Raw genomic sequence first — 18,864 nt, forward strand, 5'->3', positions numbered from 1 at the left:
CCGCCGGCATCGCCCGTCCTAGCTGCGGTATTCCGGGTTGGCGAAAGTCGGGCGGCAGCCGGCGTCCCACTGCGTGCGCTGGTTTCCCTCGGCCGGGATGCCGCCGTTGGCCTTCAGCATCCGCGCGACGTGTATCAGGTTGTAGGTCATGAAGGTGGTGTTGCGGTTGGTGAAGTCATTCTCTGGACCGCCCGATCCCGGGTCGAGATAGGACGGTCCCGGGCCGGCCGGCCCGATCCACCCCGCGTCGGCCTGCGGCGGGATCGTGTACCCCAGGTGCTGCAGGCTGTACAGGATGTTCATCGCGCAATGCTTGACGCCGTCCTCATTGCCGGTGATCAGACATCCGCCGACCCGTCCGTAGTAGGCGTACTGCCCGGCGTCGTTGAGCAGATGCGAGCACGAGTAGAGACGCTCGATCACCCGTTTCATCACTGAGCTGTTGTCGCCCAGCCAGATTGGTCCGCAGAGCACCAGAATGTCGGCGGCCAGCACCCGTTCGTACAGAGTGGGCCATTCGTCTGTCTGCCAACCATGTTCGGTCATGTCAGGCCACACGCCGGTGGCGATGTCATGGTCGATCGCGCGCAGGGTGTCGACCTCGACGCCCTGCTCACGCATGATGCCCGCGCTACGCTCGATCAGGCCGTCGGTATGGCTGAGTTCGGGAGAACGCTTGAGGGTGGCGTTGATGAACAGGGCGCGGAGACCGTCTGCTGAAGTCAAGGTTGTTTACCTGCCCGTCCGGGTTGGTGGTGGCGTTTTCGCGGTGAGAATACCGCCGTCAGCAACTGCCACCGCCGGGGGCGATCAGTCAGCCGGCAGGTAGAGACCCCGCCCCGGGATCAGCGGCAGATCCAGGGTGGTACGAATGCCGGGCGCGGCAGCGACCACCGCGGGAATCGCGTTGACCACCCGCATCGCGGTCGCGACCAACCCCGCATGATTGTGGTCGCCGCGCCTGCTGCTCAGGCAGATGTCCATGGCGTACGACGGCTCACCGGTGATCTCGACCCGATAGGAACCTCCGGGCTGCGCGGGCTGCGGCCACTCCGGGCACAGATCCTCACGCAATCGGGTGATGTGTTCGAGCACTACCGCGGGCCGGCCACCGACCATGCCCAGCACCTCGAACCGTAACGCCGCGGCACTGCCCTCGGGGACGTGGCCCGACGCGATGTCGAAGGCTTCGGGCGCCGGCACCCGTTCATATCTCTCGGTGACCTCGTCGAGCGAAATACCAAGTCCCGCAGCAAGTTGCCGGACCACCGAACCCCAGGCCAGGCTCAGCACCCCGGGTTGCAGCAGGATCGGAGTTTCATCGAGCGGCTTGCCGAAGCCCATCACATCGAACATGACGACGGCGCTGTCGTAGGTGGCGTAGTCGACGATCTCCATGCAACGGACCTGCTCGACACTCTGACAGGTACCGGCCAAGGCCATGGGCAACAAGTCGTTGGCGAAGCCAGGATCGATGCCGCCGACGAAAAGGCTCGAATTGCCCTCGCGCGCAGCGTCTTCGATCGGCTTGATCAACTCCTCGGGCAGCACCTGCCATGGGTACTGCAGGAAGACCGGGCCGCTGCCCACGATATTGATCCCGGCCGCCAGGACACGCCGGTAGTCTTCCAGCGCCTCGGGCAGTCGGTTGTCGGCCATGGCGTTGTAGACGGCGCACTGCGGGTGCGTGGCCAGCACCGCATCCAGATCGGTGGTCGCCAGTATGCCGGTGGACCCGTCGAGGCCGGCAAGCTCGGCTGCGTCCTTGCCCGCCTTGGCATCTGAGGACACCCAGACGCCGGTGAGCTCGAATTCCGGGTTGCTGATCAGAGCCTTGAGTGAATGAACGCCTACGTTGCCGGTTCCGAGTTGGGCGACGCGTATTGCCATTATCGGCTCCTTACAGATCCGGGACGGGGATGTCGAGGTTGGGGTAGGTGAGGCCACCGTCGACCTCGAGCGTCTTCCCGGTCAGGAAGCCGCCGGCAGGTGAGGCCAAATAGACTGCGGCAGCGGCGATATCGAGCGGATCACCGAGGCGGCGCAGTGGTGTCGCCTTCTCCATCGGGGCACGCAGCTCTTCGTTGCCTGCCACGACGTCGAGCGCTGAGGTCAAAATCGACCCCGGCGCGATCGCGTTCACCCGGATGCGCGGGCACAGGTCCAGCGCCGTCAGCCGGGTGTAATGGGACAGGGCGGCTTTGGCGGTGCCATAGGCGGCGAAGCCCCGCCCGGCCAACCGGCCGATGGCCGAGGTGATGTTGATGATGCTGCCGCCGCCGGAGTGCTCGAGCATCAATGGCACGGCCGCGACGGTGAGGGCGTGCGCGGTGGCGACGTTGAACGTGAAGGCGTCCTTGAGGTCCTTGGTCGACGTGGTCAGCAGCGTGTTGGGCATCGTGCCGCCGACGTTGTTGACGACGATGTCTAGTTTCCCGAACGCTTCGACGGCCGCACCGGCCAGCTTGGCGGTGTCCTCTGGATGCGCCAGGTCGGCGGTGATGACGTGGGCGCGGCGCCCGGTCGCGCGAACCTGCTCGGCCACTTCGTCCAACTGGGATTGGGTTCGGGACGAAATGACGACGTCGGCACCGGCTTCGGCGAACGCCACGGACATGGCCGCACCCAGGCCGCGACCGCCTCCGGTGATGACTGCGACTTTGTCGTCCAGACGGAACCTGTCGAGGATCACGAGGGCCTCGTTTCAGTTGACGGCCGAAACGGTGGCGCCGTCCCGGGGGATTTCTGTAACAGGTTCTAGTTTGTCACACTGCCCCGGAAACGTAATGCAGCAGGCCCCTAAAGAGAGCCGCGCGGCATCACCCACCGGTGCTGGAACGTCAATACCGTTGCGGCCGTCTCGAAACACTCGTCGTAGTGCACCACGACGAGCTTGTGAGCGGACGCGAGCGCGGCGGTCAGCAGATCGGCGATGTCGACCGTTTGGTGCACGCCGGTCTTCGCCAGCGCCCGCTGCGCGCCCAGGGCGGTGTGCCAGTGCTCGTCATTGGTGGGCAGGTATTCCCGGGTTGCGCGGTGGTCTGCCAACCGTTCCTCGTATTCCTCATGTCCGAGAACCGCGGCGAGTGCTTCGGCGTCCAGCGATGCGGTGGTGGCGACGACCCCGGTGGCGAGCAGTGCGCGCAACCGGCGTGACACCTCCGGGTGGGACATCCTGGCTGCGGCGCTGGTGTCGATGAGGTAGCGTCCTACCAGCGCCACGCTGAGCCTCCCGTGTCGGTGCGCATCACGAAAACCCCTCCGTAAAAGCATTTTTCGACCATCGTTGGTTGCCCGTGCCGACAGCTCGGCGCCGGCGGGCAATGCCGGGGCGTCGCGAAGAAACCCGAGCGCGGGGCTCTTGCAGGTCGTCTTTGAGCCGAGCGTGTAAGCGCCCAAGCTAGCGGGGAAGGCGTGAATAACGGCGCCAAGAATGGCTTTGTTATCGAAACGTTATGTGACCGCCGGTCATTGTAAAACTAATGGACACGGTATATGCAAAAGAGTGCATCGCATTACGGCGGACATTAGCGCGGAACCACAAATGCGATGCACAGACGCTGGACAAAAGTACTGGCAAAGTAAAGTCGACCGCGGGTCATTCACCTTCCCGCACCGCTGTGGGATCGCCTCCATCTGTCGGCCCCTGACGGTGCTGCGTGTGAATCGGGCCCGATCCAGTAAGTTTCGTCGGATACCTGGAATCCGATCGCGTAACGCGCGCGCCGCTGCGGGGTCGGCACGGACGGTCGAAGCGGGCAATAACGGCGCGTCGGTTAATGTCGGGACAGCAATACAGTGCGGGAAATGAATTGCGCCGGATTCGGCTCATTCTCAGATGGTTTCGTCAGCATCCTCGGGAACGTCGAATCGGAACTTCGGGGAACGAAAACAATGGGTCATTCGACGAAACTCAACGGCGATGTCGTGGATCGGGGCACCGAGGACCGGGCCGGCGTCGCGGCTCGCCGGCTTCGTTCGTTCCCGCTGGGCCTTCAGCTGGCCATGATGAAAAGCTTTGACCGGCAACGCCTTTGGGCAACGCGGACAGGCCGGCCCGGCGCGGCTCCGGCGAGCCTGCCGGTGCGGCGCGAGGCGGCAGTGGCGCAACGTCGCTTTCGTCGACTCTTTCACCGGCCGTTACCTGTTGTTAATGTAGCGGCAAGGGAGTGAGGAAAGGGTCTGGTCGGACAAGCCGTGGCGGAGGGGCGGCGGTTAGTATGTTTCATGTCTACCGATAGGAAGTGAATTGAAACTCAACCGATTTGGCGCCGCGCTCGGAGTGCTGGCCTCGGGTGCACTGGTGTTGTCGGCGTGCGGTAGTGACAACAACGCTGGTGGGGGAGGTCAGGGAACGTCGGGCGGCTCGTCGGGCAGCGTGAGCTGCGGTGGCAAGAAGACGTTGAAGGCCAGCGGCTCCACCGCGCAGGCCAACGCGATGACCCGCTTCGTCAAGGCGTTCGAATCGGCCTGCCCCGGCCAGACGTTGAACTACACCGGCAACGGCTCGGGTGCGGGAATCAGCGAATTCAACGGCAACCAAACCGATTTCGGTGGTTCTGACTCGCCGCTCAGCAAGGATGAGGCGGCGGCGGCGCAGAAGCGTTGCGGCGACGCGCCGGCCTGGAACCTGCCCGTGGTGTTCGGCCCCATAGCGGTCACATATAACCTCGGCGGCGTCAGTTCGCTGAACCTCGACGGGACCACGCTGGCCAAGATCTTCAGCGGCGCCATCACCACCTGGAACGACCCGGCGATCGCGGCCATCAACTCGGGGACGAACCTGCCTGCCACGCCGATCCACGTGGTGTTCCGCAGCGACGAGTCCGGGACCACGGACAACTTCCAGCGCTACCTCGACGCCGCCTCCAACGGCGCGTGGGGCAAGGGCGCCGGTAAGGCCTTCAAGGGCGGCGTCGGCGAAGGCGCCAAGGGCAACGACGGCACCTCGGCGGCCATCAAGAGCACCGAAGGGTCCATCACCTACAACGAGTGGTCGTTCGCCCAGGGCCAGCGCCTGAACATGGCCAAGATCATCACCTCGGCCGGTCCGGAGCCGGTTGCCATCGGCACCGACTCGGTCGGCAAGACGATCGCCGGCGCCACGATCTCCGGTCAGGGCAACGACCTCGTGCTCGACACGCTCTCGTTCTACCGGCCCACGCAGCCCGGTTCGTACCCGATCGTGCTGGCCACCTACGAGATCGTCTGCTCGAAGTACCCGGACGCGCAGGTCGGGACGGCGGTGAAGGCGTTCCTGCAGTCGACCATCGGCGGTGGCCAGAATGGGCTGGGCGACAACGGTTACGTCCCCATTCCCGACTCGTTCAAGTCGAGGCTGTCGACCGCGGTCAACGCGATCTCCTGATCTGAGGTTCACGTGGTCAAAGCCCCGCTGGCTAAACACGCGCTAGCGGAGGTGGACGCGCGCGCGGCGCGGCGGGCGGACCGCCTGTTTCAGTTGGTCGCTTCGGCAGCCGGGAGCACCATCGTGGTAGCGATCGTGCTGATCGCGGTGTTCCTGCTGATCAAGGCGATTCCGTCATTGCAGGCGAACCAGGCCAACTTCTTCACCAGCGCGCAGTTCGACACCTCCGCCAACAAGGTGGCCTTCGGGATCCGCGATCTGTTCATGGTCACCGTGCTCAGTTCGATCACCGCCCTGGCGCTGGCGGTACCGATCGCCGTCGGTATCGCCGTGTTCATCACCCAGTACGCCCCGAAGCGGCTGGCCCGGCCGTTCGGGGCGATGGTCGATCTGCTGGCCGCGGTCCCCTCGATCATCTTCGGGTTGTGGGGGATTTTCGTACTGGCGCCGAAACTGCTGCCTGTTGCCACCGTCCTCAACAAGAACCTGGGCTGGCTGTTTCTGTTCAAGAGTGGCAACGTCTCGCTCGCCGGCGGCGGCACGATCTTCACCGCAGGCATCGTGTTGGCGGTGATGATCCTGCCGATCGTCACCTCGGTTTCGCGAGAGGTGTTCCGCCAGACTCCGCCGATGCAGATCGAAGCTGCGCAGGCACTGGGCGCGACGAAGTGGGAAGTAATACGGATGACCGTGCTGCCGTTCGGTCGCAGCGGGGTGATCGCGGCCTCCATGCTGGGTCTGGGACGTGCGCTGGGCGAAACGGTGGCGGTGCTGATCATCCTGAGATCGGCCGCGAAGCCCGGGAATTGGTCGCTGTTCGACGGCGGCTATACGTTTGCCTCCAAAATCGCCTCTGCCGCATCGGAATTCAGTGCGCCGCTGCCGACCGGCGCCTACATTTCGGCCGGATTCGCACTGTTCGTGCTGACCTTCATGGTCAACGCCGCGGCACGCGCGATCGCCGGCGGGAAGGTCAACGGGTGAGCCAGGTCAGTGCCACCGCGCTCGAACAGCCGGTCAAGGCGATGCTGTACCGGCACCTGAGTCTGCGGCGCCGGATCACCAACAACGTCGCGACGGGATTCTTCGTCGCCTCGTTCCTCATCGCGCTGGTGCCGCTGGTCTGGCTGCTGGCGGTGGTGATCGCGCGCGGCTGGCACGCGGTCGTGCAGATGGACTGGTGGACGCACTCGCTGCGGGGCGTGTTGCCCGAGGAATTCACCGGCGGCGTGTACCAGGCCTTGTACGGGACCGTGGCGCAGGCCGGTGTGGCGGCGGTGATCGCGGTGCCGCTGGGTCTGATGACCGCGGTCTATCTCGTCGAATACGGGACCAGTCGGATGGCGCGGGTGACGACGTTCATGGTGGACGTGTTGGCCGGGGTGCCGTCGATCGTGGCCGCGCTGTTCATCTTCAGCCTCTGGATCGCCACGCTCGGGTTGCAACAGAGCGCCTTCGCCGTGTCGTTGGCACTGGTGCTGCTGATGCTGCCGGTGGTGGTGCGCTCCACCGAGGAGATGCTGCGACTGGTGCCGGACGAATTGCGCGAAGCCAGTTACGCACTGGGCGTTCCGAAGTGGAAGACGATCGTGCGAATCGTGGCCCCGATCGCGACTCCGGGCATCATCTCCGGCGTGCTGCTGGCGGTCGCCCGGGTGATCGGCGAGACCGCCCCGGTGCTGGTGCTGGTGGGCTACAGCCGGTCGATCAACTACGACATCTTCAACGGCAACATGGCATCGCTGCCGCTACTGATCTACACCGAGCTCACCAACCCCGAACACGCCGGTTTCCTGCGAGTCTGGGGTGCGGCGCTGACGCTGATCATCATCGTCGCCGTGATCAACCTTTCGGCGGCGGGGATGCGGTTCCTGGCCACCCGGCGGCGCTGAGCGGGCTCACGAGCCGGGCGGGAGACGCAACACCCGGCCGTTGCCGCGGTCGGCAACGTAGACGTTGCCCTTCTTGTCCACGGCCACCGACAGCGGGGTGTTCAGGCCGGAGAACGGCAACTCAACCGAGGCGGTCGCGCCGGCCGGCAACTTCGCCACCACGTTGTTGTCATGCTCGGTGACGTAGACGTTGCCCGCACCGTCGACGGTGATCCCCCACGGCGCGCTCATGCCGGTGAACGGCAACTCGGACTGGTTGCTCGTTCCGGCGTCCAGCTTCAGTACCCGGTTGTTGTCGGTGTCGGTGACGTAGATGTTGCCGTCGCTGTCGACGGCCACCCCGTCGGGATTCTTCAGCCCGTTGAACGGCAACTCGGTCTGCGCGTTGCTGCCCGCCGCCAGCTTGAGCACCCGGTTGTTGCCGCGGTCGGCGACGTAGACGTTGCCCTGCGGGTCTACCGCCACGCCCTCGGGGTAGTTGAGCCCGTTGAAGGGCAGCACCACCTGGTTGTTCGACCCGCCCGCGAGTGCCACCACCCGGTTGTTGAAGTCACTGACGTAGATCTTGCCGGCCGCATCCACGGCGATACCCTGCGGTTCGTACAGCCCGTTGAACGGCTTGACCGTCGGCGAGGTGGATCCGTCCGGCAACGTCACGACGCGGCCGTACATGGTCTGGTTGGTCACGTAGACGGTGCCGCTGGGGTCGACCGCGACCCCGCCCGGGGCGAAGCGGAAGTTGAGGCCGTTGAACGGCATCACCTGTTGGCCGGTCGCGTTCTGCGTCGAGGATCCGTTGCCGTCGGAGCCGCTGAGGAAGAATGCCGTGGCCGCGATGACGACCAGCAGGACGGCCGCGGCGGCGGCGCCGATGATCAGCGCCTTGCGTGACTTCTTCGGCTTCGGTGGCGGTGCCGGAGCGGCGGCCGGGTGCGGCTGGGAATGCTGCTGATAGGGCGGAGGGCCCATGGGAACCGGTCCCGAGGGGTTGGCGACGCCGGGGTGACTGGCCCATCCCGCGGGCGGAACCGGGGCGGCCTGGGTGAACTGATCCGAGTTGTTCTGGGGCCTCTCCCGCCAGCCGCCGGTGTTGGACGGCAGTGGCTGCGCCATCGTCTCGTCGCCGGTGCGGAACTGCGGAACCGGGGCCCGCATGGTCGCGGGACTGCTCGGGTAGGAACCCGAGCCGCCCTGGCTGGACCAGCCGCCCGCACCCGGGTCGACCGCGGGAAGCATCAGCGTTTCGTTGTCACCCTGGCGCAGGATGGTGGCTTCTTGGCGCTGTTCGGGCGTGCTGAGGGCCTCGTGCGCGGCGATCGCGAGGTCGCCGGCGGTCATGTACCGGTCGTTGGGGTTCTTGGCCATGCCCTTGGCGATCACGTGGTCGAGTGCCGCGGGGACGCGGCCCGGCCGCAGGACGCTGGGCCGCGGCACCGGTTCCATCAGGTGCGAGGCGATCAGGCGCTCGACGCTGTCGGCGCGGTAGGGCGGCGCCCCGGTCAGGCACTCACCCAGCACGCAGGCCAGCGCGTAGATGTCTGCCCGGTACGTGACGTCGTCGCCGGTGAACCGTTCCGGAGCCATGTAGTTGTAGGTGCCGACCGCCATCCCGCTCTGGGTCAGGTTGGGGTCGTGCGCCGCACGGGCGATGCCGAAGTCCACGAGGTAGGCGAAGTCGTTCTGGGCCACCAGGATGTTCTCCGGCTTGACGTCGCGGTGCGTGATGCCGCTGGCGTGCGCGGCGTCCAGTGCCGCCGCGACCTGCCGGATGATCGCGACCGTCCGGGCCGGGGTGAGGGGCCCGAACTGGGTCAGCATGGACCGCAGTGACACACCGTCGATGAGGCGCATCTCCACGAAGAAGTGTCCGTCGAGTTCGCCGTAGTCATGAATCGGCACGATGTGCGGCTCATTGAGCCGGCCGGCGATGTCGGCCTCCCGCTGCATACGGGATCGGAACACCGGGTTGTTGGAGAACTGCGTCGAGATGAGCTTGAGCGCCACCACCCGGTGCTTGCGGGTGTCTTCGGCTTCGTAGACCTCACCCATCCCGCCGCGGCCGATCAGGCGCACCAACTGATAGGGACCAAAGAGTGACCCGACCCGCGATTCCGACCCGGTGTTGGTCACCGTCGATGCCTCCTCCGCCCGGCCGACGCCACCGGCGCCGCCGCGCTGAAACTGATGGTTAACACACGGTAAATCCTCCGAGCGGAGGCACACAACAAAATCCGGCGACTCAGCGTGAATTTTGAATCACGAGTGAGTAACGGCGCGCCCGGCGGGGGGCTGGCCGCCGACTAATTGTACGCGTCGAAATCCATTGCTGGCCAATGACAGTCGCTGCCCGCGGTGGAAGCGGCGGTGACGCAACGCGTCCCGGTCACCGACGGTCACGCGATGGCGTTGACGACCGGCACCAATTTCGATTGGAACGAGTTGGGCAGCGGGATGTATCCATACTCATCCAAACCGATTTGGCCGTCGCCAATTGTGGCTTGCATGAACGCCTTAACCGCCTGGCCCGTCGGGCTGTCGGGATACTTCGAGCAGACGATCTCGTAGGTGACCAGGACGATCGGGTAGGCGCCGGCCTGGGTCGGCTTGTAGAAGGACGACGTGTCGACAATCAAGTCGTTGGTGTCGCTGCCGGGTTTGAAGGTAGCCCCGGCGATTGTCTTGCCCACCGTCTCGGCGCTGATGGATACCGCCTGCGGGCCGGCCGAGGTGATGACCTGGGCCATGTTCAACTGATGCCCCACCGCGAAGGACCACTCGTTGTAGGTGATTGACCCATCGGTTCGTTTCATGGCCTGCGACGTACCGTCGTTGCCGGCAGCACCTTCACCGACGCCGCCGTTGAAGGCCTGTCCCGTGCCTTTGCCCCAGGCGCCGTTGGAGGCGGCGTCGAGATAGCGCTGGAAGTTGTCGGTGGTGCCGGACTGGTCGCCGCGGAATACGACGTGGATCGGCGTCGGCGGCAGGTTGGTGCTCTGGTTGAGTGCCTTGATGGCCGGGTCGTCCCACCTGGTGATCGCGCCGTTGAAGATCTTGGCGATGGTGGGTCCGTCCAGGCTGAGCGAATTGACCCCGTTGATGTTGTAGGTCACCGCGATCGGGCCGAAGACGACCGGGATGTCCCATGCCGCCGAGCCGCACCGCTCGCGGGCCCGGTCCGGTTCGCCCTTGTCGGGATTCATCGGGGAGTCGGAGCCGGCGAAGTCGGTTTCGTTGCCGAGGAACGCTTTCATGCCGGCGCCCGAGCCGTTGGCGGCATAGTCCAGGGTGTGGCCGGGACAGGCGTGGATGTAGGCGTAGACGAACTGCTCCATCGCGTTCTTCTGCGCCGTCGAGCCACCGGCCAGGATCTTCTTCTTACCGCCGCAGTTGACCGGGACGACCGGTGCGGCACTCGATGACGACGACGCCGATTTTCCGGAATTGCCGCCACATCCCGACAACACCAGTGCGCTGACAACCAGCAGGCTGAGCGCGACGCCAAATCGAGTGGACTTCACGGCAACTCCTCGAGGGGTCGGCAGCACGATGAGCCTACTCCTGATGCTCATTTGCTGGTGGCTTTGGTGCCGGCCTTCTTGGCCGCAGACTTCTTGGCGGGAGCCTTCTTTGCCGGCGTCTTCTTCGCCGCTTTAGCGGGTGCCTTCTGCGCCGGTTCCTTTTTCGCCGGTTCTTTGTCAGTCGGCTCCTTTGCGGCGCCCGAGCGTGCCTTCACGCTGGCCTCGAGCTTGGCGAGTAGATCGGAGACATCTTCGGTCTCATCGAGTTCGGTCGGTTGTTCTTCGACCGTAAACGCTTCTTCGCCTTCGAGTTTGGCGTCGACCAGTTCCTGCAACTGCTCCTGATAGGTGTCGTGGTAGCGGTCCGGGTCGAAGTCGTCAGCCATCGACTCCACCACCTGCCCGGCCATCTTCAGCTCGGCCGGTTTGATCTCCACCTCTTTGTCGAGCACCGGGAAATCCGGGTCGCGGATCTCGTCCGGCCACAGCAGGGTGTGGATCACCATGACGTCACGCTTGCCGAAATCCTTGACCCGCAAGGCCGCCAGCCGCGTCTTGTTGCGCAGCGAGAAGTGCACGATCGCCATACGGTCCGTCTCGGCGAGCGTCTTGGCCAGCAGCACATAGGATTTGGAGGATTTCGAATCCGGCTCCAGAAAGTAGCTGCGGTCGAACAACATCGGGTCGACCTCGCTGGCCGGAACGAACTCCAGTACTTCGATCTCCCGGCTGCGTTCCTCGGGCAGGGTGGCGATGTCGTCGTCGGTGATGATCACGCTCTTGCCGTCGTCGGATTCGAAGGCCCGCGCGATATGGCTGTATTCGACGACCTCTCCGCACACCTCGCACACACGCTTGTAGCGGATGCGGCCGTTGTCCTTGTCGTGCACCTGGTGAAACTTGATGTCGTGGTCCTGGGTGGCGCTGTACACCTTGACCGGCACGTTTACGAGCCCGAAAGCGATCGAGCCTTTCCAGATGGAGCGCATTTTGTCAGTATGCCCCGTGTGTACCCGGGTAACCCGGTGACACCCGAGGGTGAGTTCCTGCGCGCAACGCGGCCCGATCCGGTAGGTCCGCTCCGCCGCGCGCGACCGTCAGCGCCGACGCGGTGGCCGCGACATCCAGCGCTGAGGTCAGCAGGTCGAGTCCGATGCCGCGTAGCTCATTCTTCCGGTCGCCGCCGAGCAGGCCGAGTTCCCAGAGGCTGTCGATCAGGCCGGCCATGAACGCGTCGCCGGCGCCGACGGTGTCGACGACGTCGACCGGCTTGGCGGGCACCGCGGTGTGACCGGCCGCGCAGAACGCCGACGCCCCGTGAGCGCCCTGCGTCACTGCCACGATCGCCGGTCCACAGCCCAGCCAGCTGCGCGCCGTGTCCAACGGCGCGCGCTCGGGCACCAGCCAGTGCAGGTCTTCGTCACTGACCTTGATGACGTCTGCGAGGGCGATCAGTTTGTCGATGCGTTGGCGGGCCTGGTCGCGGTCGGCGATCAGCGACGGCCGAACGTTGGGGTCGAAGGTGATGGTCGCCGAAATTCGGTAGGCATCCAGCAGCGCCACGACGGCCAGGCAACCCGGCTCGCGCACGGCGGCGATGGACCCGGTGTGCACGAACAGGGGCGGCGGGACGGGCGGGGTGCCTTCGAGTCGCCAGTCCAGGTCGAACTCGTAGGTGGCCGAGCCGTCCGCCCCAATGGTGGCCATCGCGGTCGATGTCTTGCCGGCATCAGCGCTACCCGGGACCAGTTGCACCCCAGCCTCTTTGAGGTATTCAGCGATTGTGCGGCCGTAGGCATCGGTGCCGATGTGGGTCAGGAAGTCGACGTCGCGGCCCAACCTTGCCAGTCCGACGGCGACATTCAGCGGACTGCCACCGACATGCTCGGAGCGCCCGTCGACGATGTCGATGAGGGCTTCACCAATGACCAGCCCACGCGTCATGCTTGACACGTTACGTTGAGAAGCATGGGTACGGCGTCGTCGCAGCAGGTCAAGCTGACCAACGCCGACAAGGTGCTCTATCCGGCCACCGGGACCACCAAGGCCGACATCTTCGACTACTACACCGGCATCGCCGAGGTGATGCTGCCGCACATCGCCGGACGTCCCGCCACCCGCAAACGCTGGCCCAACGGTGTGGATCACGATTCGTTCTTCGAGAAGCAACTGGCCTCCTCGGCGCCGGACTGGCTGCCCCGCGCGAGCGTCAGCCACCGCTCCGGAACCACCACCTACCCGATCATCGACAGCGTCGACGGGCTGGCGTGGATCGCGCAGCAGGCGGCGCTGGAAGTGCACGTCCCGCAGTGGCGATTCGTCGCGGAGTGGACCCGGGCCGGTGAAAGCCTCAAGCCGGGCCCGGCCACCCGGCTGGTGTTCGACCTGGACCCCGGCGAAGGCGTGACGATGGCGCAACTGACCGACGTGGCGCGCGAAGTGCGGGACCTGATCGCCGACATCGGGTTGCGGACCTATCCGCTGACCAGCGGCAGCAAAGGTCTGCACCTCTACAGCCCGCTGGACGAGCCGGTGAGTAGCCGCGGCGCCAGTGTGCTGGCCAAACGCGTTGCCCAACAACTGGAAAAGACCATGCCGAAACTGGTCACCTCGACCATGGCCAAGAGCCTGCGGGCCGGCAAGGTGTTCGTGGACTGGAGCCAGAACAACGGCGCCAAGACCACCATCGCGCCGTATTCGCTACGCGGGCGCGAACATCCGACGGTCGCCGCGCCGCGCACCTGGGAGGAACTCGACGACCCGGAGGTGCGCCAGCTCAGCTACGACGAGGTGCTGGAGCGGGTAGCACGCGACGGAGACCTGCTGACCGAACTCGACGCAGACGCACCGGTGGCGGACCGGTTGAGCAAGTACCGCAGCATGCGCGATGCGTCCAAGACTCCCGAGCCGGTGCCATCGGCGAAACCCGCGACCGGACATGACAATACGTTCGTCATCCAGGAACACCACGCCCGACGGTTGCACTACGACTTTCGGCTGGAACGTGACGGCGTGCTGGTGTCCTGGGCGATCCCGAAGAATCTGCCCGAGACCACGTCGGTGAATCACCTGGCGGTGCATACCGAAGACCACCCGCTGGAGTACGGCGGCTTCGAGGGCACCATCCCCAAAGGAGAGTACGGGGCGGGCAAGGTCATCATCTGGGACGCCGGAACTTATGAGGCCGAGAAATTCCGCGACGGCCCGGAAAAGGGAGAGGTGATCGTCACTCTGCATGGCAACCGGATTTCCGGACGCTACGCGCTGATTCAGACCAATGGTGATCAGTGGCTGGCGCACCGGATGAAGGACCAGAAGGTCTTCGATTTCGACGGACTCGCGCCCATGCTCACGACGCACGGTTCGGTCGCCGCTCTGAAGAAGGGTCCGTGGGCGTTCGAAGGCAAGTGGGACGGGTACCGGCTGCTGGTCGACGCCGACCACGGCAGCGTCGCGCTACGCTCCCGCAGCGGTCGGGACGTCACTAACGAGTTCCCCCAGTTGCGTTCGGTCGCAGCCAGTCTCGCTGATCATCACGTGGTGCTCGACGGCGAGGTGGTGGCGCTTGACGAGCACGGTGTCCCCAGCTTCCACCAGATGCAGAACCGGGTGCGCGCCACCCGCATCGAATTCTGGGCCTTCGACCTGCTGTACCTGGACGGCCGGTCGTTGCTGCGGGCCAAGTACTCCGACCGCCGGCAGCTGCTGGAAACCCTGCGTGGAGCGGGCGATCTCATCGTTCCCGATCTACTGCCCGGTGACGGTTCCCAGGCACTGGAATACTCAGCCGAGCGCGGCTGGGAGGGCGTGGTCGCCAAGAAGCGCGACTCGACTTACCAGCCCGGCCGGCGCTCAGCGTCCTGGATCAAGGACAAGCACTGGAACACCCAGGAAGTCGTCATCGGCGGCTGGCGGCAGGGCGAGGGGGGCCGCGGTGGTGGCATCGGCGCGCTGGTGGTTGGCATTCCCGGCCCGGACGGTTTGCAGTTCGCCGGTCGGGTCGGCACCGGCTTTACCGACCGCGACCTGGCGAACCTGAAGAAGACGCTGGAACCGCTGCACACGGACAAATCGCCGTTCAGCGCCAAACTTCCCGCCCGGGACGCCCGCGGAGTTACCTTTGTGCGGCCAACTCTGGTCGGCGAGGTGCGCTACAGCGAGTGGACGCCAGACAACAGGCTCCGCCAGCCGAGCTGGCGCGGCTTGCGGCCCGACAAGAATCCGAATGAGGTGGTGCGCGAATGAAATGGGTTACCTACCGCAGTCCCGAGGGCGAACGAGCCGGGGTGCTCTCCGGGGACCAGATCTACGCCGTGCCGCCGGGAACGACGCTGCTCGACCTGATCGGTGGCGGTCCGGATGGCCTGCGTTCGGCCGGAGAGGCGGCGTTAGCGTCCCCGGCGGCGGTGGTGGCGCTGGCCGATGTGTCACTGGCAGCGCCGATCCCGCGGCCGCCGTCGGTCCGGGACAGCCTGTGCTTCCTGGACCACATGCGCAACTGTCAGGAAGCGACGGGTGCCGGCCGGGTGCTGGCGGACACGTGGTACCGGATCCCGGCCTTCTACTTCGCCTGTCCGGCAACGGTCTTGGGGCCTTACGACGATGCGCCGTCGGCACCGGGCAGCGCCTGGCAGGACTTCGAATTGGAGATCGCCGCGGTGATCGGGGTTTCCGGTCGCGACTTGACCATCGAGCAGGCCGAGCAGGCGATCATCGGCTACACGATCTTCAACGACTGGTCGGCGCGGGACCTGCAGATGCTGGAAGGTCAGCTCCGGATCGGGCAGGCCAAGGGGAAAGACAGCGGAGTCACGCTGGGCCCGTACCTGGTCACCCCCGACGAACTGGCGGGTTTCCGCGAGGGCGGCAAGCTCAGCCTCGACGTGAAGGCACTGGTCAATGACCACGTCATCGGGACAGGATCCACCGGAACCATGGACTGGACCTTCGGGGAGGTCATTTCCTACGCCTCGCGTGGCGTGACGTTGCGGCCCGGCGATGTCATAGGGTCCGGCACCGTGCCCACCTGCACCCTCGTCGAGCACCTGAGGGAGCCTGAGTCCTTCCCGGGCTGGTTGCGTGACGGAGACGTAGTGACTCTTCAGGTGCAAGGGCTGGGGGAGACCCGCCAGACCGTGCGATCCACGCCGGCGCCGGTGCCGTTGGCGCCGCGTCGGAAACCGGCGGCCGCTGCTGAGGCGGTGCGTGTTAATCCGGCACGCGCGAAGGTGCCCTACACGCGCGGACTGCACAAGGTCGGCGACCGGGTCTGGGCCTGGACGCTGCCGGACGGCGGGTTCGGTTGGAGCAACGCCGGTTTGGTCGCCGGTGACGGCGCGTCGCTGTTGGTGGACACGCTGTTCGACCTGCCGCTGACACGCGAGATGCTGGACGCGATGCGGCCCATCACCGACGGCGCCCCGATTACTCAGGCGCTGATCACGCATTCCAACGGGGACCACACGCACGGCAACCAGCTGCTGGACCCGGGCGTCCGCATCATCGCCGCGACCGGCACCGCCGAGGAGATCTCCCACGACGACACCGCGGACCGGCTGGTCACCATCCAGGTCGCCGACCTCGGCCCGGTCGCGACGCCGTTCGTGCGGGACCGCTTCGGGCACTTCGACTTCCGCGGCATCAAGGTGCGCAACGCCGACCAGACCTTCGAGACCGAGCTCAGTGTCGACGTCGGCGGCCGCAGGGTCGATCTGATCAACCTGGGTCCCGCGCACACCGCGGCCGACTCGGTGGCGCACGTGCCCGACGCGGGTGTGTTGTTCGGTGGGGACCTGTTGTTCATCGGGTGCACGCCGATCGTGTGGAACGGCCCGATCGCCAATTGGATTGCGGCATGCGACGCGATGATCGCTTTAGATGCGCCAACAGTGGTGCCCGGCCACGGCCCGGTCACCGACCCCGACGGAATTCGCGCCGTCCGTGACTATTTCGTCTACGTCACCGAGCAGACCGACGCTCTTTATGCGAAGGGCCTGTCGTTCGCGGAGGCCGTTGACGCGGTTGACCTCGGTGAGTACGCGTCGTGGCTGGACTGTGAACGCGTCGTCGTCAATATGTACAAGCGGTACTGCGAGCTGGATCCGGAGACTCCGGCACAGGAGGTGCTGGGGTTGGTGGTGATGCAGGCGGAGTGGCTGGCGAAGCGGCAGAAGGGGTGACGCCGCGGCGGAGCCATCGAGGGTGTGTCGGCTGTCGACTACGCGACTGAGACCATCCCGCTGGCGTCAGCTGCTGCTCGTCCTGCGGCCTTCGGTGCCGTAAGTCGGTCCCCCGCTACCCCGACGACGCCCGCACAAAACCGATCGACTGCGCCGGCCCACTAGCCCCCGCCTCGCCTAACGGGGCCAGCCCCGCAGCACTGAACAATTCGGCCAGGTCTGACGTCATCGTGTTCCACCGGTTCGCCCAAAGGTGAGCCGCCACGTCGGTGTGCTCACCGGGATACGTCAGGCCGGCGATGTCCATATCCAGCCCGAGCTCGCGCCACGAATCGGTCATCCGCTGCGCCTGCTGCTGATCGGCAGCGGAACGGCCGGCCACCTGTCCGTAGTCGGCCGAGAGCCAACTACCTGAATCGCTGAGCGATATGACGTTGTCCAGCAATCGGACTTCGGCTTCCTGCGGCAAGAAGCCGATCAACAAGCCCTCGGCGAGCCACGCCGTAGGTTGGTCTGTGTCGAAACCCGCGGCCAACAGCGCCGCCGGCCAGTCGTCGCGGAGGTCGATGCCGACGGTGCGGTGTTCGACGTCGGCCGTGACACCGAGCGCCCGCAGCGTCGAAGTCTTGAACTGGATGACTTCGGGCTGGTCGATCTCGAACACCCTGCTGCGGCCAGGCCATGGCAGCCGGTATGGGCGGCAGTCCAGTCCGGAAGCCAGGATCACAAACTGCTGCACGCCCATACTGCCGGCCTCGGCGAAGTAGTCGTCGAAGTATTTCGCGCGGGCGGCGAACGTGTCGATCATCCGCGGAAAGCCCAGGTTGCCCTCGGCGTCGACATCGTCGAGCTCACCCGCCGCGAGCCGCACGAACAGCTCGACTCCGACGGCCCGCACCAGTGGCTCGGCGAACGGATCGTTGACGACGATGTTGTGGCGTCGGCTGGCCGCCGCCCGGGCGGCAGCGACCATGGTGGCCGTGGCCCCCACACTGTTGGCCAGGTCCCAGCTGTCGTCGTCGGCACGTGCCATGGACTCACCGTAAGCCCGGTACCTGGAAGTCCGCTGAACTCGCCTACCGTTCGGGTATGGCATCCGAACCCGCAGTCACGATGGAAACCCTCGAGGAGGGCATCGCCCGCATCACCCTCAACCGGCCCCGGCTGCTGAACGCCATTGACGGGTCGCTGATCGACGGGGTCGATGAGGCGCTGAACACGTTGAGCCACGGTGACTTTCGGGTCGCGATCCTGACCGGAGCCGGCCGCGGGTTCTGCGCGGGGGCGGACCTGAGCGGCACCGGTGCAGCCTGGACCGACGTCAAACCGGCTACGCCACAGTTCAAGGTCACCTACGACGCTCAAGTGCGACTGGCCGAGCTTTACCTGCGGATGTACGAGCTGCCCATTCCGGTGATCGCCGCGGTGAACGGTGTCGCGGTCGGGGGCGGGCTGGCGTTCGCGCTGCATTCCGACATCCGGATCGCTTCCGAGAATGCGCGGTTCGGCTCGGTGTTCATCAAGGCCGGCTTCTCGTCGATGGACATGGGTACCAGTTATCTGCTGCCCAAGATCGTCGGCGCCGGTGTCGCGCGCGAACTGATGCTGACCGGTCGCATCATCGACGCGGAGGAGGCCTACCGCATCAGGCTCGTTCATGAAGTGGTCGCACCCGACGACCTCATGACCGCCGCGCTGAACAAGGCGCGCGAGATCGCCGCGAACAACGCATTCGGCGTCTGGCAGACCAAGATCGGGCTCAATGCGGCGCTGGACGCGCCGAGTCTGCGGCACGCCATCGAGATCGAGAACCGCACCCAGATCCTGACCGGCTTTACCAATAATCCCACCGAGGCCGCGCTGGCGCACCGCGAGAAGCGCGCCCCGAAATGGGACCCGCTGTGAGA

16 protein-coding genes are annotated in these 18,864 nt (G+C 65.7%); 7 read left to right on the forward strand and 9 right to left on the reverse strand.

Translation table 11 applies throughout. The features are described 5' to 3' along the window. Positions 1-18: 18 nt before the first annotated feature. The 4 genes from ACNQS7_RS25290 to ACNQS7_RS25305 form a co-directional block, all read right to left on the reverse strand. A complete protein-coding gene (locus ACNQS7_RS25290) occupies positions 19-726 on the reverse strand; it encodes a flavodoxin family protein (RefSeq protein WP_310773762.1) in 708 nt (235 codons plus the stop codon). 84 nt (positions 727-810) lie between these two features. Beyond that, positions 811-1,890, reverse strand: coding sequence for a diacylglycerol kinase (locus tag ACNQS7_RS25295; RefSeq protein ID WP_418014691.1), 1,080 nt, complete (start codon positions 1,888-1,890; stop codon positions 811-813). A gap of 10 nt (positions 1,891-1,900) precedes the next feature. Continuing rightward, a complete protein-coding gene (locus ACNQS7_RS25300) occupies positions 1,901-2,692 on the reverse strand; it encodes an SDR family oxidoreductase (RefSeq protein ID WP_418014692.1) in 792 nt (263 codons plus the stop codon). 107 nt (positions 2,693-2,799) lie between these two features. Beyond that, a complete protein-coding gene (locus ACNQS7_RS25305) occupies positions 2,800-3,222 on the reverse strand; it encodes a PIN domain-containing protein (RefSeq protein ID WP_418014693.1) in 423 nt (140 codons plus the stop codon). A 585-nt stretch (positions 3,223-3,807) separates the two neighbouring features. Between ACNQS7_RS25305 and ACNQS7_RS25310 the strand changes: the two genes are divergently transcribed. From ACNQS7_RS25310 to pstA, 4 genes are all read left to right on the forward strand, one after another. Further along, positions 3,808-4,173 carry a hypothetical protein gene (locus ACNQS7_RS25310; RefSeq protein ID WP_418014694.1) on the forward strand — a complete coding sequence of 122 codons (366 nt, stop codon included), beginning with the start codon at positions 3,808-3,810 and terminating at the stop codon, positions 4,171-4,173. A gap of 76 nt (positions 4,174-4,249) precedes the next feature. Next, positions 4,250-5,368, forward strand: coding sequence for a phosphate ABC transporter substrate-binding protein PstS (gene pstS, locus ACNQS7_RS25315; protein WP_418014695.1), 1,119 nt, complete (start codon positions 4,250-4,252; stop codon positions 5,366-5,368). A 12-nt stretch (positions 5,369-5,380) separates the two neighbouring features. After that, on the forward strand, positions 5,381-6,352 hold the full coding sequence (gene pstC, locus ACNQS7_RS25320) for a phosphate ABC transporter permease subunit PstC (protein ID WP_418014696.1): 972 nt from the start codon (positions 5,381-5,383) through the stop codon (positions 6,350-6,352). A 41-nt stretch (positions 6,353-6,393) separates the two neighbouring features. Further along, positions 6,394-7,260, forward strand: coding sequence for a phosphate ABC transporter permease PstA (gene pstA, locus ACNQS7_RS25325; protein WP_055581169.1), 867 nt, complete (start codon positions 6,394-6,396; stop codon positions 7,258-7,260). A 6-nt stretch (positions 7,261-7,266) separates the two neighbouring features. On the opposite strand, the gene ACNQS7_RS25330 is transcribed toward pstA, so the two are convergent. The 4 genes from ACNQS7_RS25330 to ACNQS7_RS25345 all read right to left on the reverse strand — a co-directional run bounded on the left by ACNQS7_RS25330 (position 7,267) and on the right by ACNQS7_RS25345 (position 12,722). Beyond that, positions 7,267-9,390, reverse strand: a complete 2,124-nt coding sequence (locus ACNQS7_RS25330) for a protein kinase domain-containing protein (RefSeq protein ID WP_418014697.1) — start codon at positions 9,388-9,390, stop codon at positions 7,267-7,269. A 263-nt stretch (positions 9,391-9,653) separates the two neighbouring features. Continuing rightward, positions 9,654-10,778, reverse strand: a complete 1,125-nt coding sequence (gene pstS, locus ACNQS7_RS25335; protein WP_418014698.1) for a phosphate ABC transporter substrate-binding protein PstS — start codon at positions 10,776-10,778, stop codon at positions 9,654-9,656. 47 nt (positions 10,779-10,825) lie between these two features. Next, positions 10,826-11,767, reverse strand: coding sequence for a Ku protein (locus ACNQS7_RS25340; RefSeq protein WP_418014699.1), 942 nt, complete (start codon positions 11,765-11,767; stop codon positions 10,826-10,828). Between the two features lie 4 nt (positions 11,768-11,771). Further along, positions 11,772-12,722: a carbohydrate kinase family protein gene (locus tag ACNQS7_RS25345; protein WP_418014700.1), complete on the reverse strand. Its 951-nt coding sequence runs from the start codon at positions 12,720-12,722 to the stop codon at positions 11,772-11,774. A 24-nt stretch (positions 12,723-12,746) separates the two neighbouring features. Between ACNQS7_RS25345 and ACNQS7_RS25350 the strand changes: the two genes are divergently transcribed. Both ACNQS7_RS25350 and ACNQS7_RS25355 read left to right on the forward strand, forming a co-directional pair. Then, positions 12,747-15,023, forward strand: coding sequence for an ATP-dependent DNA ligase (locus tag ACNQS7_RS25350; protein WP_418014701.1), 2,277 nt, complete (start codon positions 12,747-12,749; stop codon positions 15,021-15,023). Beyond that, entirely contained in the window at positions 15,020-16,957 is a 1,938-nt protein-coding gene (locus ACNQS7_RS25355; protein WP_418014702.1) for a fumarylacetoacetate hydrolase family protein, read from the forward strand. Before ACNQS7_RS25350 ends, ACNQS7_RS25355 begins: the two co-directional genes overlap by 4 nt. A gap of 115 nt (positions 16,958-17,072) precedes the next feature. Here ACNQS7_RS25355 and ACNQS7_RS25360 read toward each other — a convergent pair whose 3' ends face one another. Next, entirely contained in the window at positions 17,073-17,990 is a 918-nt protein-coding gene (locus ACNQS7_RS25360; RefSeq protein WP_418014703.1) for a class I SAM-dependent methyltransferase, read from the reverse strand. A 56-nt stretch (positions 17,991-18,046) separates the two neighbouring features. Here ACNQS7_RS25360 and ACNQS7_RS25365 point away from each other — a divergent pair, with 56 nt between their 5' ends. Further along, entirely contained in the window at positions 18,047-18,862 is an 816-nt protein-coding gene (locus tag ACNQS7_RS25365; RefSeq protein ID WP_418014704.1) for an enoyl-CoA hydratase/isomerase family protein, read from the forward strand. The last annotated feature ends 2 nt before the right edge of the window (positions 18,863-18,864 follow it).

The organism is Mycobacterium sp. 23 (assembly GCF_048287075.1).
Classification (GTDB): domain Bacteria; phylum Actinomycetota; class Actinomycetes; order Mycobacteriales; family Mycobacteriaceae; genus Mycobacterium; species Mycobacterium gordonae_B.